This window comes from Bradyrhizobium sp. RDM12, from assembly GCF_051917485.1.
Lineage (GTDB): Bacteria > Pseudomonadota > Alphaproteobacteria > Rhizobiales > Xanthobacteraceae > Bradyrhizobium.
Genome location: NZ_CM133064.1, coordinates 4,735,033 through 4,759,579 on the forward strand (window position 1 = coordinate 4,735,033; position 24,547 = coordinate 4,759,579).

22 protein-coding genes, 1 tRNA gene and 3 pseudogenes are annotated in these 24,547 nt (G+C 64.5%); 16 read left to right on the forward strand and 10 right to left on the reverse strand.

The window, feature by feature from the left end; all coding sequences use genetic code 11:
• Position 1: 1 nt before the first annotated feature.
• From ACTGJ9_RS23150 to ACTGJ9_RS23165, 4 genes and pseudogenes are all read right to left on the reverse strand, one after another.
• A pseudogene (locus tag ACTGJ9_RS23150) lies at positions 2–3,210 on the reverse strand (efflux RND transporter permease subunit).
• Positions 3,203–4,180 (reverse strand): divalent metal ion exporter adaptor subunit IhpB, encoded by a 978-nt coding sequence (ihpB, locus tag ACTGJ9_RS23155; protein ID WP_456672980.1) that lies wholly within the window; start codon positions 4,178–4,180, stop codon positions 3,203–3,205. Before ihpB ends, ACTGJ9_RS23150 begins: the two are co-directional and overlap by 8 nt.
• Positions 4,177–5,449, reverse strand: a pseudogene (ihpA, locus tag ACTGJ9_RS23160) (divalent metal ion exporter subunit IhpA). Before ihpA ends, ihpB begins: the two are co-directional and overlap by 4 nt.
• A 61-nt stretch (positions 5,450–5,510) precedes the next feature.
• Positions 5,511–5,870 (reverse strand): hypothetical protein, encoded by a 360-nt coding sequence (locus ACTGJ9_RS23165; RefSeq protein ID WP_456672981.1) that lies wholly within the window; start codon positions 5,868–5,870, stop codon positions 5,511–5,513.
• A 363-nt stretch (positions 5,871–6,233) separates the two neighbouring features.
• Between ACTGJ9_RS23165 and ACTGJ9_RS23170 the strand changes: the two genes are divergently transcribed.
• The gene (locus ACTGJ9_RS23170) at positions 6,234–7,130 is read left to right on the forward strand and encodes a hypothetical protein (protein ID WP_456672982.1); all 897 of its coding nucleotides are present in this window, start codon (positions 6,234–6,236) and stop codon (positions 7,128–7,130) included.
• 9 nt (positions 7,131–7,139) lie between these two features.
• Here the strand turns inward: ACTGJ9_RS23170 and pepT are convergent, their stop codons facing one another.
• The 4 genes from pepT to ACTGJ9_RS23190 form a co-directional block, all read right to left on the reverse strand.
• Positions 7,140–8,387, reverse strand: coding sequence for a peptidase T (gene pepT, locus ACTGJ9_RS23175; protein ID WP_456672983.1), 1,248 nt, complete (start codon positions 8,385–8,387; stop codon positions 7,140–7,142).
• A gap of 161 nt (positions 8,388–8,548) precedes the next feature.
• The gene (locus tag ACTGJ9_RS23180; protein ID WP_456672984.1) at positions 8,549–8,848 is read right to left on the reverse strand and encodes an HU family DNA-binding protein; all 300 of its coding nucleotides are present in this window, start codon (positions 8,846–8,848) and stop codon (positions 8,549–8,551) included.
• A gap of 237 nt (positions 8,849–9,085) precedes the next feature.
• Positions 9,086–9,162 (reverse strand) — tRNA-Asp (locus ACTGJ9_RS23185).
• A 239-nt stretch (positions 9,163–9,401) separates the two neighbouring features.
• Positions 9,402–9,605 carry a hypothetical protein gene (locus ACTGJ9_RS23190; RefSeq protein WP_456672985.1) on the reverse strand — a complete coding sequence of 68 codons (204 nt, stop codon included), beginning with the start codon at positions 9,603–9,605 and terminating at the stop codon, positions 9,402–9,404.
• Positions 9,606–9,829: 224 nt separating this feature from the next.
• Here ACTGJ9_RS23190 and ACTGJ9_RS23195 point away from each other — a divergent pair, with 224 nt between their 5' ends.
• Positions 9,830–10,735, forward strand: coding sequence for an alpha/beta fold hydrolase (locus ACTGJ9_RS23195; protein ID WP_456672986.1), 906 nt, complete (start codon positions 9,830–9,832; stop codon positions 10,733–10,735).
• Between the two features lie 6 nt (positions 10,736–10,741).
• Here the strand turns inward: ACTGJ9_RS23195 and ACTGJ9_RS23200 are convergent, their stop codons facing one another.
• Positions 10,742–12,034 carry a spinster family MFS transporter gene (locus tag ACTGJ9_RS23200; protein ID WP_456672987.1) on the reverse strand — a complete coding sequence of 431 codons (1,293 nt, stop codon included), beginning with the start codon at positions 12,032–12,034 and terminating at the stop codon, positions 10,742–10,744.
• A 155-nt stretch (positions 12,035–12,189) separates the two neighbouring features.
• Positions 12,190–13,380 carry a Rieske 2Fe-2S domain-containing protein gene (locus tag ACTGJ9_RS23205; protein ID WP_456672988.1) on the reverse strand — a complete coding sequence of 397 codons (1,191 nt, stop codon included), beginning with the start codon at positions 13,378–13,380 and terminating at the stop codon, positions 12,190–12,192.
• Positions 13,381–13,559: 179 nt separating this feature from the next.
• Between ACTGJ9_RS23205 and ACTGJ9_RS23210 the strand changes: the two genes are divergently transcribed.
• The 14 genes and pseudogenes from ACTGJ9_RS23210 to ACTGJ9_RS23275 all read left to right on the forward strand — a co-directional run bounded on the left by ACTGJ9_RS23210 (position 13,560) and on the right by ACTGJ9_RS23275 (position 24,544).
• Positions 13,560–14,075 (forward strand): MarR family winged helix-turn-helix transcriptional regulator, encoded by a 516-nt coding sequence (locus tag ACTGJ9_RS23210; protein WP_456672989.1) that lies wholly within the window; start codon positions 13,560–13,562, stop codon positions 14,073–14,075.
• Between the two features lie 186 nt (positions 14,076–14,261).
• Entirely contained in the window at positions 14,262–16,511 is a 2,250-nt protein-coding gene (locus ACTGJ9_RS23215; protein WP_456672990.1) for a TonB-dependent siderophore receptor, read from the forward strand.
• Entirely contained in the window at positions 16,429–16,815 is a 387-nt protein-coding gene (locus ACTGJ9_RS23220) for a PepSY domain-containing protein (RefSeq protein WP_456672991.1), read from the forward strand. Before ACTGJ9_RS23215 ends, ACTGJ9_RS23220 begins: the two co-directional genes overlap by 83 nt.
• A pseudogene (locus ACTGJ9_RS23225) lies at positions 16,755–17,681 on the forward strand (PepSY-associated TM helix domain-containing protein); the annotation flags it as partial. The gene ACTGJ9_RS23220 and the pseudogene ACTGJ9_RS23225, both read left to right, overlap by 61 nt.
• Positions 17,678–18,088, forward strand: a complete 411-nt coding sequence (locus ACTGJ9_RS23230; protein WP_456672992.1) for a hypothetical protein — start codon at positions 17,678–17,680, stop codon at positions 18,086–18,088. The pseudogene ACTGJ9_RS23225 and the gene ACTGJ9_RS23230, both read left to right, overlap by 4 nt.
• Before the next feature lie 68 nt (positions 18,089–18,156).
• Complete coding sequence (locus ACTGJ9_RS23235; RefSeq protein ID WP_456672993.1) at positions 18,157–18,522, forward strand: NADH-quinone oxidoreductase subunit A; 366 nt, start codon at positions 18,157–18,159, stop codon at positions 18,520–18,522.
• On the forward strand, positions 18,513–19,100 hold the full coding sequence (locus ACTGJ9_RS23240; protein ID WP_456672994.1) for a NuoB/complex I 20 kDa subunit family protein: 588 nt from the start codon (positions 18,513–18,515) through the stop codon (positions 19,098–19,100). The genes ACTGJ9_RS23235 and ACTGJ9_RS23240 overlap by 10 nt, the downstream gene beginning before the upstream one ends.
• A gap of 11 nt (positions 19,101–19,111) precedes the next feature.
• Complete coding sequence (locus tag ACTGJ9_RS23245) at positions 19,112–19,723, forward strand: NADH-quinone oxidoreductase subunit C (RefSeq protein WP_456672995.1); 612 nt, start codon at positions 19,112–19,114, stop codon at positions 19,721–19,723.
• 2 nt (positions 19,724–19,725) lie between these two features.
• Entirely contained in the window at positions 19,726–20,922 is a 1,197-nt protein-coding gene (locus ACTGJ9_RS23250; protein ID WP_456672996.1) for an NADH-quinone oxidoreductase subunit D, read from the forward strand.
• The gene (locus ACTGJ9_RS23255) at positions 20,922–21,884 is read left to right on the forward strand and encodes an FkbM family methyltransferase (RefSeq protein ID WP_456672997.1); all 963 of its coding nucleotides are present in this window, start codon (positions 20,922–20,924) and stop codon (positions 21,882–21,884) included. Before ACTGJ9_RS23250 ends, ACTGJ9_RS23255 begins: the two co-directional genes overlap by 1 nt.
• 10 nt (positions 21,885–21,894) lie before the next feature.
• A complete protein-coding gene (nuoE, locus tag ACTGJ9_RS23260) occupies positions 21,895–22,506 on the forward strand; it encodes an NADH-quinone oxidoreductase subunit NuoE (RefSeq protein WP_148753629.1) in 612 nt (203 codons plus the stop codon).
• Complete coding sequence (locus tag ACTGJ9_RS23265; RefSeq protein ID WP_456672998.1) at positions 22,506–22,709, forward strand: hypothetical protein; 204 nt, start codon at positions 22,506–22,508, stop codon at positions 22,707–22,709. Before nuoE ends, ACTGJ9_RS23265 begins: the two co-directional genes overlap by 1 nt.
• A 15-nt stretch (positions 22,710–22,724) precedes the next feature.
• On the forward strand, positions 22,725–24,050 hold the full coding sequence (nuoF, locus tag ACTGJ9_RS23270) for an NADH-quinone oxidoreductase subunit NuoF (protein ID WP_456672999.1): 1,326 nt from the start codon (positions 22,725–22,727) through the stop codon (positions 24,048–24,050).
• 5 nt (positions 24,051–24,055) lie between these two features.
• Complete coding sequence (locus ACTGJ9_RS23275) at positions 24,056–24,544, forward strand: hypothetical protein (RefSeq protein ID WP_456673000.1); 489 nt, start codon at positions 24,056–24,058, stop codon at positions 24,542–24,544.
• Positions 24,545–24,547: the final 3 nt, after the last annotated feature.

Here is a 24,547-nt window from a genome sequence, read left to right on the forward strand (position 1 = left end):
CCTAGCGCTCCCCGGAAATCGCCAAATCAGGCGCCATTGTAGGCGTTTCGCCCGCGCCGTCACGCCGGAACAGCAGGTAGAGTGCCGGCAGCACGAGCAATGTCAGCACCGTCGAGGAGATGATGCCGCCGATCACGACGGTCGCGAGCGGCCGCTGCACCTCGGCGCCCGCGCCGGTGGCAAGCGCCATCGGCACGAAGCCGAGGGAGGCGACCAGCGCGGTCATCAGCACCGGGCGGAGCCGCGTCAGCGCACCCTCGCGGACGGCGTCCGCGATAGGGCGTCCTTCGCCGCGCAGGCGCTCGATGAAGGCGATGATGACGAGGCCGTTGAGCACGGCGACGCCCGATAGCGCAATGAAGCCGACCCCCGCGCTGATGGACAAGGGAATCCCGCGCAGCAAGAGCGCCACGACACCCCCGTCAGGGCCAATGGCACGCCGGAGAACACCAGCGCCGCGTCCGCCGCCGATCCCATGCCCATGAACAGCAGCAGGAACACCAGCAACAGCGCCACCGGCACGACGATGGTCAGCCGCTTGGTCGCCGAGACCAACTGCTCGAATTGTCCGCCCCAGCCGATCCAGTAGCCGGGCGGCAGCTTCACTTTCCCGGCGACGGCAGCCTCGGCCTCAGTCACGAATGAGCCGAGGTCGCGGGCACGGACATTGGTGGTGACGACGATGCGCCGCTTGCCGTTCTCGCGGCTGATCTGGTTCGGGCCGGGCGTCGCATCGACAGTGGCGACCGACGACAGCGGCACGTAGCGCATCTGGGCGAGAGGCGAGGCCGGCAACGCCGTCCGGATCGGCGCGCTCGCCTCCTCGCTCGGTGGCAGCGGGATCGGAATCGCCCTGATCGCATCGAGATTGCCCCGAAGCTGTTCCGGCAGACGAACCACGATGTCGAAGCGCCGGTCACCCTCGAACAGCTTGCCCGCCGATTTGCCGCCGACCGCGATCTCGACGATGCCCTGCACCTCGCCGATGCTGAGCCCATAGCGGGCCAGTGCCTGACGGTCGAGCCGGACGGTGAGGATCGGCAGGCCCGAGACCTGTTCGATCTTGACATCGCTTGCACCCCGGATGCCGCGGATCGCAGCCTCCACCTGTTTTGCTGCGCCTTGCAGGATGTCGAGGTCGTCACCAAAAATCTTGACGCCGACATCGCTGCGCACGCCCGAGATCAGCTCGTTGACGCGGAGCTGGACCGGCTGGGAGATTTCATAGGCGCTGCCGGGAATGTCGTCGGCGGCTTTGTCGATGGCCTCGATCACCTCCGATTTCGGCTTGGCCGGGTCGGGCCACTCGGCGCGCGGCTTGAGCATGATGTAGCCGTCGGCCTGCGCCGGCGACATCGGGTCGGTCGCGACCTCCGCGGTGCCGATGCGGCTGAAGAACTCCTTCACTTCAGGAATCTGCGTGATGCGCTTTTCCAGCGCCTTCTGCAGGTCCAGCGACTGCGTGAGGCTGGTGCCGGGAATCCGGATCGAGGCCAGCGCGACATCGCCTTCGTCCAGGCTCGGGATGAATTCGCCGCCCATGCGCGAGGCGGCGACGCCGCTGGCGATGACGATGATCGCGGCCATGACGGCGACTGCGCCCGGATTGTCGATGGCAAGACGGAGCAGGGGAGATAGGCGCGCTTCGCCATCCGCATGAACAGGTTCTCCTGGTCGGATACCTTGCCGGTGACGAAGAGGGCTACGGCTGCCGGCACGAACGTGATGGAGAGCAGCGCGGCGGCGCCGAGTGCCATGAGCACGGTCAGCGCCATCGGCGTGAACATCTTGCCCTCGACACCCGTCAGCGTCAGCACGGGCAAATAGACCACCGCGATGATCAGCGTACCGAACAGGCTCGGCTTGATGACCTCGCTCGAGCCGCGCAGGATGGTGCGCAGCCGTTCGGACGTGGTGAGCAGCCTGCCTTTCTCGCGCTGGGCTTCGGCGAGCATGCGCAGGCAGTTCTCGACGATAATCACGGCGCCATCGACGATGATGCCGAAGTCGATCGCGCCGAGGCTCATCAAATTCGCACTGACCCTGGTCTCGACCATGCCGGTGACGGTCATGGCCATGGACAGGGGAATGACGCAGGCCACCACGAGCGCGGCGCGGATATTGCCGAGGATCAGGAACAGCACGGCCACTACCAGCGCCGCGCCTTCGAGAAGGTTGTTCTCGACCGTGCGGATGGTCGCCTCGACCAGGTGGGTGCGGTCATAGACCGTCCGGGTGACCACGCCCTCGGGCAGCGATTTGGCGATGTCCGCGAGACGGGCTGCGACGCTGGTCGCCACTGCGCGGCTGTTCTCGCCGATCAGCAGCATGGCGGTGCCGAGCACGGTTTCCTCGCCGTCGCGCGTCGCTGCGCCCGTGCGCAAGTCGTGCCCCTCCGTGACGGTAGCGACATCCTGATCCTGACCGGATTGCCGCCGCGCGAGCCGATGACGATGTCCCGGATTTCGCTGATGTTGCCGACCTGGCCCGGCGAGCGGACCAGATATTGCTCGCCGTTGCGCTCGATATAGCCGGCGCCGACATTGGCGTTGTTGGCCGCCAACGCCGTCATGACGTCGCGAAAGCCCAGCCGGTAGGCCATCAGCTTGCCCGGGTCCGGCAGCACGTGAAACTGCCGTTCGAAGCCGCCGATGGTGTTGACCTCGATCACCCCCGGCACGTTGCGAAGCTGCGGCCGGATGATCCAGTCCTGCACGGTGCGCAGGTCGGTCAGCGAATAGTCGTGACCGCCTTGCGTCTTCGCGCCTGGCTTCGCCTCGACGGTATACATGAAGATCTCGCCGAGCCCGGTCGAGACCGGCCCCGTCGCCACCTCGACGCCCGCCGGAAGCTGGTCCTTGACCTGTTGGATGCGCTCGCCCACGAGCTGGCGGGCAAAGTAGATGTCGGTGCCGTCCTTGAAGACGACCGTCACCTGGCTCAGTCCGTAGCGCGATAGCGAGCGCGTGTGGTCGAGCTTGGGCAGGCCGCCCATCGCGGTCTCGACGGGGAAGGTGATGCGCTGCTCGGTTTCGAGCGGCGAATAGCCGGGCGCGCGGGTGTTGATCTGGACCTGGACGTTGGTGATGTCTGGCACGGCGTCGATCGGAAGCCGCTGGAAATTCCAGGCTCGAAGGCGATCGCCGCGAGCGCGAGCAGGAGGACGAGCCAGCGCTGTTGCAGCGAGGCGGCGATGAGGCGCTCAATCATGCTCGGCCTCGCCCTTGCCCATTTCGGCCTTCACGACAAAACTGTTCTCGGCGACGTAGTGTTCGCCGGCTGAGAGGCCGGCGCGGATTTCCACGAATTGCGGATCGGAATCCCCAAGCTCCACCGGGCGCGCCTCGATCTTGTCGCCGTCCTCGCGGACGAACACGATGGCTCGGTTCTCCAGCGTCTGGATCGCACTGCGGCGCGCGGCAACCGCGACGATGCGGGCGGCGAGGATCAGCCGCGCGGTGACGAACAGACCAGGTCGCAAGCGTCCGTCGGGATTGGCCAGCACCACGCGGGCCAATGCGGTCTGGGTCTCGCTGCTTCCGATCGGCGCCAGGTAGGAGATCTTGCCCTTGATCTCGCCGCGGCCGTCGTCAGGATCGATCAGCACCTCGTCATTGAGGCGGACGCGCCGGAGGTCCTGCCGGTAGATCGACAAATCGACCCAGATCGAGGAGAGGTCGGCGAGGACGAAGGCCGGCTTCTGCTCGGAGGCGTATTCGCCGAGCGAGATCTGCCGTTCGATGACGGTGCCGCCGATCGGCGCCTTCAGCTCGTAGACGGTCAGGCTCTGGTTGCTCTCGATGGTAGCGAGCAGGTCGTCCTTGCCGATTTTGTCGCCGATGCGCTTCTGGATCGATTTTACAAGGCCTGGAAAGCGCGGGGTGACCTGAACCACGGCCTCCTGGTTGGCGCGCAAGATGCCGTTGAAGGCCAGCGTATCGGTCAGTGTGGCGCTCGCGGCTTCCGCGAGCGTCACGCCGGCAGCGGCCAGCTTGACGTCGGAGATGCGGATGCGGTCGGCGCCATGCTCGTCCTGCTCGACATGATCATTCGGCCTCTCCGGTTTCTTGTCTTCGGCATGTTCGGTCGGCGCGACCTTGGCCGGGGCGAGCAGGGAATAGCCGTAGGCGCCGAGCGCGGCGGCAAGGATGGCGATGAGCACGGTGGAGGACGCCTTCATCGCGCGCTCTCCCGGGCCAGCGCAAAGGGGCTGCCGACGAGGCCTTCGATGGTGGCAACGCCGGCATGGAAGTTCTGCAGCGCCTCCTGCTCGCGAAGCCGCGCCTGGGCGACGCTGGCCTGGGCATCGAGCACCTCCAGCAGGGTGAAGCGGCCCTGGCCGTAGCCCTGCGAAATCGCCTCCGCCGCTTCCGTGGCCTTGGGGATCGCGATCTCGCGCAGGACCGCGAGTTCGCGCAGCGATCCCTGCAGCGAGTCGTAAGCGCGGCCGGCGACCACGATCAGCGTGTTGCGGTTGGCCTCGCGCTCGGCCCTGGTCTTGGCGAGGCTTTCCTGCGCCGAGGATGTTGCCCTGGTTCTGGTCGAACACAGGGATCGGCACCGAGACGGTGAGGCGGACCGCGTCGTCATTGGTCTCGTTGAAATGGCGCCAGCCTGCCGCGATCCGCACATCGGGATAGGGCCTCAACCGCGCCATCAGCAACTCGGCATTGCGCTGCGCATAGACTGCGGTCCAGCGCACCAGCTGCGGATTGGCATCGATGGCGGCAACGACGGATTGGAAGGTCGGCGGTTTGCCCATGGTGTCGAGCCGGCCGGAGACCTCGCCGAATTTCGCGGCGGGATCGCCCATCAGCACCGCAAGCTCGCGGCGGGCGCTTGCCAGCGTCGCCTTGAAGCGCTCGCGGTCGGCCTTCACCAGGGCGGAGGCGACCTCGGCGCGCCCCGTCTCGGCCGGCGAGGAGGCGCCGGCCTCGACGCGGCGGCGGAGCAGCGGCGTCAGGCGATCGATTGCGGTGATCTGCTCGTCCAGGATCTGGATGCGCCGCTGTGCGCCAAGCACGCTGAGGAAAGCGATCGCCGTCTCCGACAGGACTTCGAGCCTGACGGCTTTGCGCTGGATTGCGGCGACTTCGATGCCGGCCGCGCCCGCTGCGATCCGCGCGTCGCGCTTGCCGAACAGCTCAAAAGCCTGGCTGATCTGGAGCGTGGTCTCGGCCGATCTGGTACCGCGATAGATGCCCGAGCCGAACGAATTGTCCTGTTCATAGGACAGTTCCGGATTGAGCAGCGCGCCGGCCTGGATGCGCTGGCCTGTGGCGATACCGACGTCGCGTTCCGCCGCTGTCAGGCGCGGGCTCGCGGCCAACGCGCGCGACAGCGCCGCGCGCATCGTCAGGGTCTGCGCGTGGGCGTGCGGCGTCAGCCAAGGGCTGACGATAATCGCCATCGCGCACGAAAGGCGCGCGGCAGTCCGTCTGCAAGACATGAAGGTGACCTGTGAACAATAGCATTGTGGGCGCACGCGGCGCCCGGCTGATCAGTTCAGGTCAGATGTTTGGGGGCGGCGAGTCGGTATCGGGCGCAATCCCGATCAGCGCAGGCGCGTGCTGCGGGACCGGCGCTGCAACGATGTCGGCTGTTGCTTCCGCCTGCACCACCTGTGCCACTGCAATCGAGAAGCAGCCGTGGCAATGATGACCACCGATCGCCTTCTGATCACCGTGACCGGCTGGGCCGTCATCGAGGATCGAGGCCATCTCCGAACCGCCGGCCGGACTGGTCACATCGATGTCGTGCGCGCCATGCAGCGCACCCGACAGCAGGTACATCGCCGCAACGAGCACAGCCAGGAGGCCTCGCCAGTTGCGCAGCGCACCAATGCTATAGAGGCGACGGATCGAAATCACTGGGGCACTCAGGGTCCTGATCCGCTTCGGGTAGCATGGCGCCAGGAACAGTGTCGACCCGCAATAGTATTACGTGTGGGGAACTCGATGTCGCATGGTGAAGACGAAAAGGCCCCAGCCCGGGCTGACCGGCTGAGGCCTTTGGTGCTCACAATCCCATCCTCCGGGACCTGTGCAGACAATTCGCATCCCGCCGCTGCGTTCCCCTTCAATGCAAAAATTAGGAACGTTCGCCAGCTCCCCTCATTAGCGCCTGGGAACATGAAGGAGGATGGGACTATGGACGGACTGATCTATCTGATCGGCCTGATTGTCGTGATCATGGCGATCTTGTCGTTCTTCGGCCTGCGCTGAGGAACTGCTATGGCGATCGAAACACTCGTGCGGGAAGACGTGATGGAAGGCGGCGGCTCGATAGGCGCCGAGGAGCTCCGGAGCATCCAGTGGAGCTCCGTTCTCGCCGGCGCTTTCGCGGCCGGCGCGATGTCGTTCATCCTCGTCAGTTTTGGCGTGGCTATCGGCCTTGGCGTCAGCTCGGCCTCGCCGACCTGGCGCGATGCATCGGCGGCGCTGGCGCTGCTGTCCGGGCTGTATCTGATCATCCAGGCCATCATCAGTTTCGGCTTCGGCGGTTACATCGCCGGCCGAACGGCGCGGCCAGCGCCTGCGCTGGCAAGGATCGAGGATGACGGCGAGCGGCGCGACGGACTTCATGGGCTGACGTCCTGGGCGTTGGCCATACTGATGGGAGCGACGCTGCTGGCGCTCATCGGTGCGGCGGCGATCGATCGTTCGCCGATGCGCAGCTCGGGCGCCAACGCGACATCTGCCGAGCCACTGTTGAGCTACGAGCTCGACAAGCTGTTCCGCGCCCCCGGGCGGCCGCCTAATACCGATATGCGGGAAGCCCGTGCCGAAGCCGGACGCATCCTGATGACGTCATCGAGCCATGGCGGCGTCAGTGTCGACGATCGCGCCTATCTGGTGCAGCAGGTCGCTGCGCTGACGGGATTGGCCGCGCCAGACGCCGAGCGGCGCGTCGATGCGTCGATCGTCGACGCCCATGCGGCGATCAATCGTGCCCGGCGCAATTCGGTGATCGTCGCTTTTTCGATTGCGGCGGCCGCCCTGATCGGAGCCGCCGTGGCGTGGGCGGCAGCCGTTGCCGGCGGACGGCACCGCGACGGCGAGCCGCTGCCGAACTGGATGGCAAGCTCTAACCGCTTCCATCGTGGCCGGCGCGCAATGCGCGTGCCGTAGCCGCGGGACCTACGCCTTCTCCTCCCAGATCATCGCCAGATGGACGATGGTCTGGACAGCCTTCTCCATGTCCTGCCGGCTGACCCATTCCAGCCGCGAATGAAAGGCGTGCTCGCCGGCAAAGATGTTGGGACAGGGCAGGCCCATGAAGGAGAGGCGGGAGCCGTCGGTGCCGCCGCGGATCGCGGTGCGCATCGGACGCAGGCCGGCGCGATGGATCGCCTCGATCGCGTATTCGAGGATGTGCGGGTGCCGGTCGATCACCTGCTTCATGTTGCGGTACTGCTCGCGGACCTCGAACTTGTAGGTCGAGCGCGGAAAATCCTTCATCACGTCCTTGACGATGGTCTCGAGCAGGATCTCCTTCTCCTTCAGCCCTTCCTCGGCGAAGTCGCGCACGATGAAGGAGAGGGTCACTTGTTCCAGCGCGCCTTCGATGCCGACCGGATGCAGGAAACCCTGCTTGCCCGACGTCGTCTCCGGCGAGCAGCCTTCCTTGGGCAGACGCTCGACGATGGCGGCTGCGATCTTGATCGCGTGCTCCATCTTGCCCTTGGCATAGCCGGGATGGGCGCTCACGCCGGTGATGGTGATGGTGACGCCGTCGGCGGAGAACGTCTCGTCCTCGACACTGCCGGCGCTCTCGCCGTCCATGGTGTAGCCGAAATCGGCCCCCAACTTCTTGATGTCGACATTGTCGACGCCGCGGCCGATCTCTTCGTCCGGAGTGAACAGGATCTTGATGGTCCCGTGCTTCACATCCGGGTTGTTGATGAAGAAATGCGCGGCATCCATGATTTCGGCGACGCCGGCCTTGTTGTCGGCCCCGAGCAGCGTGGTGCCATCGGTGGTGATGATGTCGTTGCCGATCTGGTTCTTCAGCGCGGGGTGCTCGGCCAAGCGGATCACCTGGGTCGGATCGTCCGGCAGGGTGATGTCGCCTCCGCGGTAGTTCTTCACGACTTGCGGCTTCACATCCTTGCCCGTGACGTCGGGCGAGGTGTCCATGTGCGAGCAGAAGCAGATCACAGGCACCTTCTTGTCGGTGTTGGCCGGGATCGTTGCGTAGGCATAGCCGTAATCGTCGAGATGGGCGTCGGTGACGCCCATGGCCTTCAGCTCGGTGACGAGCACGCGGCCGAGATCTTTCTGTTTCTCGGTCGATGGCGAAGCCGGGGAATTCGGATCGGACTGGGTGTCGATGGTGACGTAGCGCAGGAAGCGCTCGGTCACGGTATGCGCGAAGGTCAGGGACATGTCTGGTCAAACCGCCGGTGCTTTTGGGAGCAGATCTTCTGGGAGCAGGTCTTGTCGAAGAAGGTCTTGTGGGAGTGGGTCTGGGAAGCAACCGGTATACCAGAAAAGCGGGCCGCGTTGCGGCCGGACGAAGGCGGATCAGACAAACCGAAAGCGAGGCGTCAGATCGCCTCTTTCAGTTCCTTCACCGGGCGGAACGCGACCTTCTTGCTGGCCTTGATGTGGATCGCCTCGCCGGTGCCGGGATTGCGGCCAGTGCGGGCGGCCCGCTTGCGGACCTGAAGGATGCCGAGCCCGACGATGCGGACGCGGTCGCCCTTCTTCAAATGTTTGGTGATGAGCTCGACGAGGTCGGTGAGGACCGCCTCGGCGTGCTTCTTCGACAGGTCCTGGCTTTCCGCGATCTCGGCCGCGAGGCGCTTGAGCGTGATCGTGGCTGGAGCAGCTGCCTTCTTCGCCATCTCGGGCCTCCTGTCGCGCGGAAGCTTGCCGGTTCTCAAACTGGCAAGTTCCGAAGGCCTAGACGATTCGGGATGGGACTGACTATGGCGGCCAGCGGGAGTGGGATTTGGCGTGATCTGTCAGGCAAATCCGCGCATTCCTGCCAGCCCCGGACCAGCGCCGGGGGAGCTACGACACAGGCATCACGAAGTGGGCTGAGGATGTTCTGCTAAGCTTTTGAAGATGTTGCCATAAAATGGCGCGAGAGACGGGGCTCGAACCCGCGACCTCCGGCGTGACAGGCCGGCGCTCTAACCAACTGAGCTACTCCCGCGTGACGCGTATGTGTCCGCGCGGAACGAGGGGGGACTTAAAGGGGGGACATGGTGAAGTCAAGGACGTTGCGTTCACGGCGAGCAAACGCCTGTTGGCGCCCCGCGGGACCCTATCGCGATGGCCCCGACCAATCTCGGCAACACGCTGGTGCATAGGCCTGAACCCCTCGGAGATTGACCGAAAGCAAAAGGCCGCCCCGGGGCGGCCGTTTCGTCTCAAGCCGGACGTTTTCCGCCATTAGCGGATCGTGGAGCTGCCCGAGCTCGTGATCGCCACCGGCTTGCCGGCCTTGAGCACGTGAGTGGATTGGGCGGTCTGGCTGTAATCGGCGTTGGTGCGGGCTGCGATCCCGAAGGCGGCCACTGCGATTCCGGCCACCAGCGCCACCACCACGATCTTCAGGTGGGTACCCCGATCTGCAGAGTGAATTGAGTGGTTCATTCGAGCCTCCCGACGGGCTTTGGCGCCGTCTGTAGGCTGATGTCTTAAGGAGCATCTGTTTCCGGATCGTTTCGCGGGTTCCGCAAAATGGTTTCATCTGGTCATTTCCGCGCGGCTTGAGTGATTTTACCTGCCGCGTAATCGCGGAGGCCAAGTCCCTTCGTCATGATCGTTTTCATCGGCCGCGACCGACGCGCCGAACGATCCGGCAAGGGAGAAGCGCCATGAACCGTCGAACGGTCCTCGAAGCCACGTTGTCTGGAACTGCCCTTGCGGCAGCATCGGGTGCGAGCACGCCAGTGGCCGCAGCCGAGCCGGCGCGGTCGCCCTATGTGACGGCCAGGGACGGCACAAAACTGTTCGTGCAGGATTGGGGCAGCGGTTCACCGGTGCTGCTGCTGTCGGCCTGGACCTTCAATGCCGGCAGCTGGGGCAGCCAGATTGTGGCTCTTAATGAGAAGGGCTTCCGTTGCATTGCGCCTGACCGGCGCGGGCATGGTCGGTCCGAGATGCCGTCGTCGGGCTATGATTTGGACACGCTGACCGATGACATTGCTGCCGTGATCGAGGCCCGCGACCTGCGCGACGTCACGCTGGTGGGCTTCTCGATGGGGACGGCCGAGGCGGTGAACTATCTCGGCCGATACGGATCGGACCGGATTGCAAGGCTGGTGCTGGTCGCGCCGACGACGCCGTTTCTGGTCAAGACCGAGGACAATCCGGATGCGGTCCCGAAGGCGATGATCGAGGCTGACAACGCGGCCGTCGCGCGCGATTTCGCGAAATGGATCGCGGCGAACGAGGCGCCGTTCTTCACCCCTGACACACCCGAGATCACGCGGACCTGGATCCGCGAGATGATGCTGAGCGTGCCGCTGCCGGTGGCGCTGGCGTGCCGCAAGACCACCGCGTTCGCCGATCTGCGCGCGGCTGCCGCCAGAATCGATCGGCCGACGCTGATCCTCCATGGCGACAAGGACGCCAGCGCGCCGCTGCCATTGACGGGCGCCAAGACCGCAAAGCTGATCAAGGGCAGCAAACTGATCGTCTATGAGGGCGGGCCGCATCCGCTGCCGCTGACGCACAGCGAGCGGCTGATGTCGGACATGCTCGCATTCATGAGCGCGTGAGCGCGCTCAGTTCGCGCGCGCGATGTCGGCGCGGATGGTTCGCGCCGCCCAGACAAACAGCAGGGCGCCGAGCGTGGTCGTGACCGCTGCCGAGAGCAGGGAATAGCGCACGGCGTCCGCGCCGTAGCTGCCCTTCAGCGCGTCGTTGACCACGCCGACCGCGAGCGGACCGACGCCCTGGCCGAAGCAGGTCGCGGTGAGCGCGATCAGCGCGGAGGCGAGCGCGCGCATGCTCGGTCTCGCCACCGTCTGCGCGATCGCAAAGATCGGCCCGAGATGGAAGCCGACCAGGAACGAGGTCAGCGCCAGCATGGCGATCATCATCGCAAAATCCTGCGTCAGCATGCACAGTGCAAAGACGGGGCCGGCGAGGCCGGAGGTGATCGCCGGCGCCCACAGCTTCCAGCGGTCGTCGCGGCGGCTGACATTGGCCACCACGAAGCCCCCGAGCAGGGTGCCCGCCATGCCGGCAAGCCCCTTGAACGTGCCGGCATAGGTGCCGATCTCGGCGCTCGACAGATGATGCACGCGTGCCAGGAACGGCGGGATCCAGGCCGCCGTCGCATAGTTCGTGTAGGTGGTGAGGCAGAAGCCGATCAGCACGATGACGAAGCTTTGCTGGGAGGCCAGAAAGCGCAGTGTCGCCCCGAGCGGCTCGGGCACGAAGCTTTCCTGCATCGCGCCGCGCTTCGGCTCCGAGATCGTCAGCCACAGGATCAATGCGAGCAGGATGCCCGGCACGCCCGCAACATAGAAGGCCATCCGCCAGCCATAGTGCTGGTTGATGGTGCCGCCGACGAAATAACCGAGGAAGACGCCGAGATAGGTGCCGATGGCGTAGATGCCGAGCGCGCGCGGGCGCTCGTTCTTCGCAAAGAGATCGGCGACGATCGACTGCGAGGCCGGAGAGCCGGCGGATTCGCCGATGCCGACGCCGATCCTGGCAAAGGCCAGCGCGGTTGCGCTCGAGGCCATGCCGCACAGCGCCGTCATCGCGCTCCAGAACGCGAACGCCAGCGCCACGATGTTGCGGCGGTTGAGCCGGTCGGCGACGCGCGCGATGGGGATTCCGAGCAGGGAATAGAACAGCGCGAAGCCGAAGCCCGCGAGCAGGCCCATCGTGGTGTCGCTGAGCTGAAATTCCTTCTTGATCGGCTCGATCAGGACGTTGAAGATCGCGCGGTCGAGGAAGTTCAGCGCGTAGATGATGGTAAGCAGCCCCAGCACATAATAGCGCCGCGCCGCGGGCTTCGCCGCGGCGGCCGTTTGCACCGGCACCTGTGACGTGACATCGACCATCGCTTCCCCCAATTTGTCTTTGTTATCTTTGTGGGTCCAGCCCTTATTGGAACTGGTTGCCTGAAAGCGTTTTCGAGCGAAGTGGATACCGGTTCGCGTGAAGAAAACGCGTCAAACAAAAACCAGAGCCTCGTCCGATCACATCGGACGAGGCTCTACCCTTCGCAGATGTAGTTCCCCGCTTCGAACTCGACCGGCGCAGCGCTTACGTCGAACGAGACCCCGATGGGGTCGCGACCCGCTTCCATCGCTTCGAGTTGGTCGCTGAGCATACGTCGGATCATCAGAATGCCGCGGTCGCTCTGGCCGAAATGCTCCTCCGAATGCGCCGTCACCGCGCCCTGGCCGACCTGGGCCTCGTAATCGCCCGGGAATTGCTGGTGCTCCTGCTCCGTCATGTCCCACCAGAATTTTCCGTTGAACTTCGAGCGCATGCGGCCGATGTCGCCGGACTTGCTGACGCGGCCGGCGACATAGATGCGGAACGAGGTGTCGTCGATCGGCAGCGTCCAGCCGATCGATTCCACCCGGGCGAACTGCGCCACGCGCGGGTTCGGCACCACGCGCAAAGTCGGGAGAGCGGCCTCGGTGACGCGGTAAAATACCTTGCCGTCGTCCTGCTTGCGGATCGAGCGCACGGCGATGCCGCGCGGTGTCTTTTCGAACGTCACCTCCGGCATCGAGGCCATCATGTCAGTGAATTGCGGGCCCGAGAACGAGCCGTGCAGCACCGGCACGTGGTAGGGATCGACCACGTTCTCGAAATGCTGCAGCCAGTTGCAGGGGATGACCGCGGGCCCGCCGCCGCCGATCGAGGAATCGTCGGCCTCGACGAACTCGCCGTCGTCCATGTTTTCGAGGCACTCGTAGCGCGGCAGCACCGGGCGTTTCTCGGCCGGACCCATATAGGCAAAGATCAGCCCGTAGCGCTCCTCGACCGGGTACCAGGGCTGGCGCACCTTGTCCTTGAATTGGCCGCCCTCGGGCTCGCAGGGCTGCTCCAGGCAATGGCCCTCGGTGTCGAACTTCCAGCCGTGATAGCAGCAGCGGATGCCGTCCTCTTCGACCTTGCCATAATAGAGCGTGGTGCCGCGGTGGCAGCAGCGGGCATGGAGGAGGCCGACGCGGCCGTACTTGTCGCGGAACAGGATCAGATCCTCGCCGAGCGCACGCACCTTCTTTGGCGTGTCGGTGGCGTCGCTGGTGAGCCCGACCGGATGCCAGTAGCGGCGGAGCAATTCGCCCATCGGCGTGCCGCGCACGACCGAGGTGAGTTCGGTGCGCGTCTGCGCCGGCTTCATCGCATAAGCCGTGCCGAGATCGCGATCCCGCTGGGTCATCGTCATGCTTGTTCCTCCCGCCGCGGGCCTTGATGGCCGGGTCGCCTTGCGTTGACCCAGTGAAAATTAATTCGATGACAATGTCAACGATCTTGCTGAGTGTCTCCTGATTGCATTTGGACGAGGCTGGGGAGGTTGCGCTACCAAGGCTTGGCACGTCCTGGCTTTCTTGGCAGAGGTGGAGCATGAGCCAGACATCGAGCAGGGACGGGCGCGCATCGTCCGATACGGACGACAATCACTCGCCGGCGCCGATCACCGTGATGCTGTCGTCACGGCTGATGGTGCTGGCCAACCTGCTCAAGCGCGGTGCGATCCTGCGCTACAAGCGCCTCGCCGGATTGTCCTCGGTCGAATTCGGTCTGGTCGCCTCGCTCGGCCGGCGGCCGGCGATGAGCGTGGCACGGCTCGCCGAAGCCGTCGGCCAGGACAAGGGCCAGATCAGCCGTGCGCTGGCCGAACTGGTCTCGCGCAAGCTGATTGCGAAGTCCGAGAATCCCAAGGACAGCCGCGAGGTGCTGGTGTCGCTGACGCCTGCCGGGCTCGCAGCGCATGACGCGATCGTCGAAGGCGCACAGGAGCGCAACCGGATGCTGCTCGCGCAATTGAGCAATGACGAGCTGGAGACGTTGCTTGCGCAAATCGATCGTCTCACCGCGACGGCGGAAGCGATGCTCGAAGCCGAGAAGGTTTCGCGCTGATCGCGCAGCAATCTCCGGAAATATTCGAGCGCTTCTAAGAGACTGTCTAAGAGTCGTTCTAAGAGCTTTTCAACTAGCGAAGTCGCGCGCGCTCCCCTAAGCGTCACCCAATCGCATGCCGTCCCGGGATAGGCGGCATGACGCATCATGTTGCACTTTTGGGGTGGCGCGTTGAACAGTCTTGGAATGCTGCGGTCGGCCGTATTGGCGACCGCGTCCGCTTTGGTTTTGATGCCGCAGGCATCGCTCGCACAATCGTCGGCACAAAATGGCGCGCAGAGCCTGCCGCCGGTGACGATCGCGGCGCCGGAGCAGCGTCGCCGCGCAGCCGCACCCGCGCCGCGCCGTGCACGGAATCAGGTACAGACCGCCAACAACCGCAAACCGCAGCCGCAACGTGACGTCGGCGCTGTCGAGACGCCGCGCGGACCGGTGCAGGGTTATGTCGCTCATCGCAGTTCGTCCGGCACCAAGACCAACACGCCGATCATGGAGACGCCGCAGTCGGTCTCGGTGATCGGCGCCGACCAGATCCGCGACCAGAAGCCGAACAAGCTCGACGAAGTGCTGCGCTACACCGCCGGCGTGCGCGCCGGCACCTTTGGCGCCGACACCCGCAACGACTGGTGGCTGATCCGCGGCTTCAAGTCCGACGACGTCGGGCTGTTCCTCGACGGCATGCAGCTGTTCTACACGTCCTATGCGAGCTGGAAGCTGCAGCCGCTGAACATGGAGCGGGTCGAAGTGCTGCGTGGTCCGTCGGCCGTGCTCTATGGCGGATCGAGCCCGAGCGGCATCGTCAACGTCATCAGCAAGATGCCGCCGGCCGAGCCGGTTCGCTACATCGAGACCGGCGTCAACAATTCCGGCAACGCCTATGTCGGCTTCGACGTCGGCGGTCCCGTCGCGACGCAGCCCCAGGATGGCAAGCTGTTCTACCGCGTCGTCGGTCAGTTCCAGAACGGCGGCACGCAGGTCAACTTCACGCCCGACAACAACTACTTCATCGCGCCATCATTGACCTGGAAGCCCGATGCCGACACCACCTTCACGGTGCTGGCGTCGGCCTCGAAGCAGGACACCCGCGGCATCAACTTCCTGCCCTATCAGGGCACCGTGACCAACGCGACGTTCGGCAAGATTCCGTCCAGCTTCTTCGTCGGTGATCCCAACGTCGACAAGTTCACGCGCGAACAGGAGATGCTCGGCTATCAGTTCGAGCGCAATCTCACCGACGACCTCACGTTCCGGCAGAATGCACGGTTTGCGCATATCGACCTGACCTATCGCGGCTTCATCGGCAATGGCTGGGACAATATCAACACGGCCACGATGGGCCGCTACAATTGGTATGCGAAGAACACCGCCAACCAGGCCGATCTCGACAACCAGCTGGAGTACCGCTTCAACACCGGTCCGCTGAAGCACACGATGCTGTTCGGGGTCGATCTGAAGGGCTATCAGATCGACGACTACCAGGCGTTCAATTTCGGCACGGTGCCGTCCATCAACGTCTTCAATCCCGCCTATGGTCTCGACATTCCGCTCACGGGCGCGCCGTTCCGCAATTTCCTGCTCACGCAGAAGCAGGCCGGCACCTACGTTCAGGACCAGATGAAGCTCGGCAATTTCACGCTGGTGCTGAGCGGCCGCAATGACTGGGTCGAGACGACGCAGGCCGCCCGCGACACGGGTGCAAATATCGCCCAACGCGACGACAGCAAGTTCAGCGGGCGCGCCGGGCTGATCTACAATTTCGACAACGGCATCGCGCCCTACGTCTCCTATTCGACGAGCTACAATCCGATCATCGGACTCAACGCGCAGAACCAGCTGTTCCTGCCGGAGACCGCCAGGCAGGCCGAGATCGGCGTGAAGGTCGCGCCGAAGGGATTTGACGGCTATTTCACCGCTTCCGTGTTCGACCTGAAGCGCCAGAATGTGGCGACGACCGATCCGTCGAATGTCTTGCTGCAGAACCAGACCGGTGAGGTGACCTCGCGCGGCATCGAGCTCGAAGCGGTGGCCAACGCCACCAGGGAACTGAAGTTCATCGGCGCGTTCACCGCCTATCATCTCTTCACCAGCAAGGACCTTGATCCGACCCTGATCGGCAAGACGCCGACCAACACGCCGGAGATGCTGATCTCGGCGTGGGCCGATTACACCTTCAAGGACGGACCGCTTGAGGGATTTGGTTTCGGCGGCGGCGTGCGTTATGTCGGCGCGTCCTGGGCCGACACCGCCAACACGCTGGAAGCTCCCGCGGTGGTGCTCGGCGATCTCGCGGTCCACTACGAATGGCAGAACTGGCGCACCGCAATCAACGTGATCAACCTGACCGACAAGATTTATGTCGCCAGCTGTGCGTCGGCCTCGTCCTGCTTCTACGGCGATCGCCGCCGCGTCACCGCCAGCGTCTCCTACAAATGGTGAGGCAAATTGTACGGCTCGGCGAGGGGAGGGTTTTGTGAAGGCGCGTACGGTCAGACTTTGGTCCGTGGTCCATACCTGGGCCAGCCTGATATCGACCTTGTTCCTGTTGTTGCTCTGCCTGACTGGGCTGCCGCTGATCTTCCATCACGAGCTCGATGAGCTCCTGGGCTACGCCCCCAGCCCGAAGCTCATGCGAGCGCGGCGCGCGCGACGCCCCAAGTCGTCGCCGACGCCGCGCTCGCCGCGGATCCCGGTCGCGTCCTGCAATATGTTTCCTGGGACAGGGACGAGCCCGGGATCGTGATGGCCTTCACCAACAGCGCCCCTGACGGTGCGCCCGACAACGCGACCGTCCGCGCCTTCGATGCGGTTTCGGCCAGGCTGCTCGGGCCGGTCGGCGTCGGGCCGATGCTGATCGTGCTCAAGCTGCACACCGACATGTTCGCCGGCCAGGCTGGAAAGCTGTTCCTCGGTGCGATGGGGCTGCTGTTCGCTGTGGCGATCGTCTCGGGCGTGGTGCTGTACTGGCCGTTCACCCGCCGCCTGCGCTTTGCCACGGTCCGTGACAGTGCCGCGCGCCGCGTCCGCTGGCTCGACTGGCACAATCTGATCGGCGTGGTGACGGTGGCCTGGGCGCTGGTGGTGGGCTTGACCGGCGTCGTCAACACCTGGGCCGAGCTGATGCTCAACCAGTGGAAGGCGACCGAGCTTGCCAGCATGGTCGCGCCCTATGCCGGCAAGCCGCCGCCGGTGCGTCTCGCCTCGCTCGACGACGTCGTCGCGCGTGCGAGGCAGGCCGCGCCCGGCATGGAGGTCGCCTTCATCGCCTTTCCGGGCACGCCGTTCACGTCCTCGCACCATTTCGCCGCTTTTATGCGCGGCGATACGGCTTTGACCGCGCGACTGCTCAAGCCTGTGCTGCTCGACGGCGAAACCGGGGAGGTCTCCGATATCAGGGCGCTGCCGCTCTATCTCCAGGCGCTGCTGATCTCGCAGCCCCTGCATTTCGGCGATTATGGCGGCATGCCGCTCAAATTGATCTGGGCCGCGCTCGACGGCCTCACCATCGTTGTGATCGGCAGCGGCCTCTATCTCTGGCGGGCACGGCGGCGCAAGCGGGTCCCTGCCAGAGCCGAAACATTCGCCAGACGAGCCACGGTCCCGTCGTGATGCATGGCTCCTCTGACCGCGCGCGGCTGTGGATACGTGTCTTTGCTGCACCTGGCCTGCTTGCCGCCGCGACCATCACCGGTCTCCTGACTGCATTGCTGTGGGGAACAGTCGGCCAGTATGTCGCCTGGGTGACGCTTGGAGCGCCGGTCGCCGTCGTCGCCTGGGTTTGGGTGCGCCACCGGCTCCAAAACCGGGCCATTTTCGCCGACCAGACGCGCCAAATAGCTGGCGCTGCCTGTGCGCCGCAATCTTGGAACGGCTGCCCTGCAAAACTGTGGCCGCCCTTGCTGGGTTTGCCGATCTGCTCCATACCAGCGCGGGGTGATTCCGGGATTTCTACCGTGCTGGGGGCGGCAAAGGGCCTGAAAAGAGCGTGTCTTGCGCCCATTGGTGCACTGCGCTAAGGCTCAGAATAATTCCAAATCGGACGAATCCGTGGCTGTCCCGAGGCTGCGGGAAAAAGGGCTCGCCAATGAGCGGCATTCTACAGAACTATCTTCCACTCGTCGTCTTTATAGGGGTAGCTGCTATCATCGGCCTGGTGCTGCTGATCGCGCCGTTCATCGTGGCGTTCCAGCAGCCGGACCCGGAAAAGCTGTCGGCGTATGAGTGCGGCTTCAAGGCCTTCGACGACGCCCGCATGAAGTTCGACGTCCGCTTCTATCTGGTCGCCATCCTCTTCATCATCTTCGATCTCGAGGTGGCATTCCTGTTTCCCTGGGCGGTGGCGTTCGGCAAGCTTGGCGCGACCGGCTTCTGGTCCATGCTGGTGTTCCTCGCCGTGCTGACGGTGGGCTTCGCCTATGAATGGAAGAAAGGCGCACTCGAATGGGATTGAACACTGCACCATCGGCTGGCCCGATCGTAACGCCGGCCCCCAAGGGCATCCTGGATCCCTCGACCGGCAAGCCGGTCGGGGCCAATGATCCGTTCTTCCTCGAGGTCAATCACGAGCTGTCCGACAAGGGCTTCTTCGTGGCCGCGACCGACGACCTCATTACCTGGGCCCGTACCGGCTCGCTGATGTGGATGACCTTCGGCCTTGCCTGCTGCGCGGTCGAGATGATGCAGGTGTCGATGCCGCGTTACGACGTCGAGCGTTTCGGCTTCGCCCCGCGTGCCTCGCCGCGTCAGTCGGACGTGATGATCGTCGCGGGCACCCTGACCAACAAGATGGCCCCGGCGCTGCGCAAGGTCTACGACCAGATGCCCGAGCCGCGCTACGTCATCTCGATGGGCTCCTGCGCCAATGGCGGCGGCTACTATCACTATTCCTACTCGGTCGTGCGCGGCTGCGACCGCATCGTGCCGATCGACATCTACGTGCCGGGCTGCCCGCCCACGGCGGAAGCGCTGCTCTACGGCGTGCTGCTGCTGCAGAAGAAGATCCGCCGCACCGGCACCATTGAACGCTAAGGTTTTACGTCATGGACGACGCCAAGCTCGACGCCCTGGGGCAGACGATCGTGAGCGCGCTTCCGGGCGCCGCCCTCGGTCACTCGGTCGCCTTCAACCAGCTCACGGTTGATGTCGAGGCCAGCAAGATCGTCGAGGTGGTCACGTACCTCCGCGACGATCCGAACTGCCGTTTCGTCAACTTCACCGACATCACGGCGGTGGACTATCCGGATCGCGAGAAGCGTTTCGACGTGATTTATCATTTCCTGTCGCCGACCCTGAACGCGCGGATCCGCCTCAAGGCCCAGGCCGACGAGACCACGCAGGTGCCGTCGCTGATCGAGGTGTTCCCGGGCGCCGACTGGTTCGAGCGCGAGGCCTACGACCTCTACGGCGTGTTCTTCGTCGGCCATCCCGACATGCGCCGCCTCCTTACCGATTACGGTTTCGAGGGCCATCCGCTGCGCAAGGATTTCCCGACCACCGGCTTCCTCGAAGTCCGCTACGACGACCAGGAAAAGCGCGTGGTGTACGAGCCGGTCCGGCTCAACCAGGAATTCCGCAAGTTCGATTTCCTCTCGCCGTGGGAAGGGGCGGACTATCCGCTTCCCGGTGACGAGAAGGCGGGACCGAAGGCCTGATCATGAACGAGCAACCCGAACAGCTTCGCAATTTCACCATCAACTTTGGCCCGCAGCATCCGGCTGCCCACGGTGTGTTGCGTCTTGTGCTCGAATTGGACGGCGAAGTCGTCGCGCGTGTCGATCCCCATATCGGCCTGCTTCACCGCGGCACCGAGAAGCTGATCGAGCAGAAGACCTATCTGCAGGCGATCCCTTATTTCGACCGCCTCGACTACGTCGCGCCGATGAACCAGGAGCACGCCTTCTGCCTCGCCGCTGAAAAGCTGCTCGGCATCGAGGTGCCGCGCCGCGGCCAGCTGATCCGCGTGCTCTATTGCGAGATCGGCCGCATCCTGTCGCATCTGCTCAACGTCACCACGCAGGCGATGGACGTCGGCGCGCTGACCCCGCCGCTGTGGGGTTTCGAAGAGCGCGAGAAGCTGATGGTGTTCTACGAGCGCGCCTCGGGCAGTCGTATGCATGCGGCTTTCTTCCGCGTCGGCGGCGTGCATCAGGATCTGCCGCAGAAGCTGGTCGACGATATCGAGGCCTGGTGCGATCCGTTCCTGAAGGTTGTCGACGACCTCGACCGCCTGCTTACTGCCAACCGCATTTTCAAGCAGCGCAACGTCGACATCGGCGTGGTATCGCTGAAAGAAGCCTGGGAATGGGGCTTTTCGGGCGTCATGGTGCGCGGCTCGGGCGCGGCCTGGGACTTGCGCAAGTCGCAGCCCTATGAGTGCTACGCCGAGATGGATTTCGACATTCCGATCGGCAAGAACGGCGACTGCTACGACCGCTACCTGATCCGCATGGAAGAGATGCGCCAGTCGGTGCGCATCATGAGGCAGTGCATCCAGAAGCTGAATGCGCCTGATGGCAAGGGCCCCGTCGTCGTCGAGGACAACAAGGTCTCGCCGCCGCGCCGTGGCGAGATGAAGCGCTCGATGGAAGCGCTGATCCATCACTTCAAGCTCTACACCGAAGGCGTCCACGTGCCGGCCGGCGAAGTCTACGCCGCGGTCGAGGCGCCGAAGGGCGAGTTCGGCGTCTATCTGGTCTCCGACGGCACCAACAAGCCCTACAAGTGCAAGATCCGCGCGCCGGGCTTTGCCCATCTCCAGGCGATGGACCACATCTGCCGCGGCCATCTGCTCGCCGACGTCTCGGCCATTCTCGGTTCGCTCGACATCGTGTTCGGAGAGGTCGATCGGTGATGGCGCAGGCGCCAATCCAGTTTGACCGTGCCTCGGGGGCCCTTGAAGGGGCCAACCTGTGGGAGCGGACGGCTGCCTTGGCGCTGGTGACGGGATCGAAGATCTCGTCGCACTTCTCGCATATGGGCTACATCGCCTGCGCGAATTTGCTGCGGAAGACGCTGCCCGAGCGCAACATCGCGATCAAGCTCAACGCGGACGCCGTGTTCGAATTCCCTTACGGCGACGGTTACTGGAGCAAGCTGCTCAACCGCTCCTATTGCTACGAGGACGAGCTGGAGCTGTTGTTTGCCGACTCCATCGACGTCGACTACACGCTGCTCGATTGCGGCGCCAATTACGGCTACTGGTCGGTGCTGGTCTCGAGCAAGCCGTTCGGCGCGCACAAGGCGATCGCGATCGAGCCGTCGGGCCAGAACTATCCGAAGCTCGCGAATAACGCCCGCATCAACGGCAATCGCTTCGAGACCATGAAATGCGCGATCGGCGCGGCGCGCGGCACCGCGCGGCTGTCAGGCACCAAGCACGAGGCCTTCAGCATCGCCGGCGCTCCGTCGGACGGCGGCGAGGACGTGCCGGTTCTCGCGCTCGATAACCTCATCGAGGACGGCAAGGTCGCGGCCAGCGGCAAATATTTGATCAAGCTCGACGTCGAAGGCGTCGAGATCGAGGCGATCAAGGGCGGCGCCCGGCTGCTCCAGACCGATAGCGTCATCATGTGCGAGGAGCATGGCAGCGACCGTTCTCATGCGGTGTCGCGGTACATCCTCGAACAGACCCCGCTGAAGCTGATCGTGCTTGATCCGCGCACCAACCGGCTGGAGACCGTGACCGAGCTGTCGATCCTCGACCGCATCAAGGTCTCGACCCACGTCGGCTACAACGTTTTCGGCACCGCAAGCGCATTCTGGCAGGACAGGATCAATGCCCTGAATGCGAAACCCGCGCGCCGCATGCAGTGAGAGATAAGACATGTCCGTTCGCCGATTAGCACCGAAGGAAGTCCAGCCCGCGAGCTTTGCGTTCACGGACGAGAACCTTGCCTTCGCCAAGCAGCAGATCGCGAAATACCCGGCCGGCCGGCAAGCTTCCGCCGTCATCGCCATCCTCTGGCGCGTGCAAGAACAGCACGAAGGCTGGGTCTCGGAAGCCGCGATCCGCGCCGTCGCCGACCTGCTCGACATGCCCTACATCCGCGTGCTCGAGGTCGCGACCTTCTACACGATGTTCCAGCTCGCGCCGGTCGGCAAGAAGGCCCACGTCCAGGTCTGCGGCACCACGCCGTGCCGCCTGCGCGGCGCAGAGGACCTGATCCATGTCTGCGAGAGCCGGATCCATCACGATCCCTTCCATCTCTCCAAGGATGGCAATTTCAGCTGGGAAGAGGTCGAGTGCCTCGGGGCCTGCGTGAACGCGCCGATGGTGCTGATCGGCAAGGACACCTACGAGGATCTGACCAAGGAAACTTTCGGCAAGGTGCTCGACGGCTTCGCCTCGGGCAATCCGCCGAAGCCCGGTCCGCAGAACGGCCGCCAGTTCTCCGCGCCGGCGGGCGGGCCGACCACGCTGAAGGAGACCACCTGATGGGTCTTCCGTCTCAGGCGAACCGGGGGAGCGACGCCGTGAACAAATGGGGCTTCGTCGCCATGCACTCCGCGCTCGCGGCCATATTCATGTTCCCGCTGCAGCGCTTCGTGATGAACGCGACGCAGGAAACCAGTCTGCTCTGGGCGCTGACCTTCGCCGTCTGCGCCGCCGGGCTTGCCTACAAGCAGGCCAATCGTTGATCGGAAAGCACTGATATGCTCGAGGACAAGGACCGCATCTTCAAGAACCTGTACGGCCTCCACGATTGGGGGCTCGAGGGTGCGCGGCGCCGCGGCGCCTGGGATGGTACCAAGACCATCATCGACAAGGGCCGCGACTGGATCATCAACGAGATGAAGGCGTCGGGCCTGCGCGGCCGCGGCGGCGCCGGCTTCCCGACCGGTTTGAAGTGGTCCTTCATGCCGAAGGAATCGACCGACGGCCGGTCGAGCTATCTCGTCGTCAATGCCGACGAGTCCGAGCCCGGCACCTGCAAGGATCGCGAGATCATGCGGCACGATCCGCATCTCCTGATCGAGGGCTGCCTGATCGCGAGCTGCGCGATGAACGCGCACACCTGCTACATCTATGTCCGCGGCGAATTCATCCGCGAGCGCGAGCACCTTCAGGCTGCGATCGACCAGGCCTATGACGCCAAGCTGGTCGGCAAGGACAACGTCAACGGCTGGCCGTTCGACATCTACGTCGCGCACGGCGCCGGCGCCTATATCTGCGGCGAGGAGACCGCGCTGCTCGAAAGCCTCGAGGGCAAGAAGGGCCAGCCGCGCCTGAAGCCGCCGTTCCCGGCCAATGTCGGCCTGTTCGGCTGCCCGACCACCGTCAACAACGTCGAGTCCATTGCCGTTGCGCCGGACATCCTGCGCCGTGGCGCCGCCTGGTTCGCCGGCATCGGCCGTCCGAACAATGTCGGCACCAAGCTGTTCTGCATTTCCGGCCATGTCGAGCGGCCCTGCAACGTCGAAGAAGCCATGGGCATTCCGTTCCGTGAGCTGATCGACAAGCATTGCGGCGGCATTCGCGGCGGCTGGGACAACCTCAAGGCCGTGATCCCCGGCGGCTCGTCGGTGCGCATGGTGCCGGCCGAGCAGATCATCGATACGCCGATGGATTTCGACTCCTTGAGCAAGCTGCGCTCGGGCCTCGGCACCGCGGCCGTGATCGTGATGGACAAGTCGACCGACCTGATCCGCGCCATTGCCCGCATCTCCTATTTCTACAAGCACGAGAGCTGCGGCCAGTGCACGCCGTGCCGCGAGGGCACCGGCTGGATGTGGCGCGTGCTCACCCGCATGGCCGAAGGCCGCGCCCACAAGCGCGAGATCGACATGCTGCTCGAAGTCACCAAGCAGGTCGAAGGCCACACCATCTGCGCGCTCGGCGACGCAGCCGCCTGGCCGATCCAGGGTCTGATCGCGCATTTCCGTCACGAGATCGAAGCGCGTATCGACCAGTATTCGCACAAGGCCGACATCGACGATGCCGGCGTCCGCGATCCCGAGAACATGATCGCGGCGGAGTAATATCGATGTCGCAACCGAGTTCCTGGTGGCAGAGATACGGAACGCTGGCGCAGATGGCGCAGGCGAGCGTCGCGCTGCTCGGCTTCGTTGCGATCCTGTTCCAGATCAACGAGATCCGCACCGGCAACCGCGCCGCCAGCGCGCGTCAGGCTTTTCTTGGCTACACCGACCTGGCGTTCAAGAATCCGAAGTTTGCGCAACCGGACTACGAGAAAATCAAGGCCGGCGACCGCGACGAGCAGGTTCAGTACGAGAGCTTCGTCACCTACTTGCTTTACGCCTGCGAGGAAGCGATCAGCGCGTTCTCCGGAAAGCGCGAGTGGCTGGCGTCCTGCGACTATGACCTGAAGCCGCATCTGCCGTTCCTGTGCGAGAAGAGCGCCGCGCAGCCGGCCTATCTGGCCACCTACGGCGCCGAGACCCAGCAATGGATCAAGGCCTCGCTGAAAGCGGCCAGCATTACACCGCCAGATTGCAAGCTGGGAAAGACTTGAGAC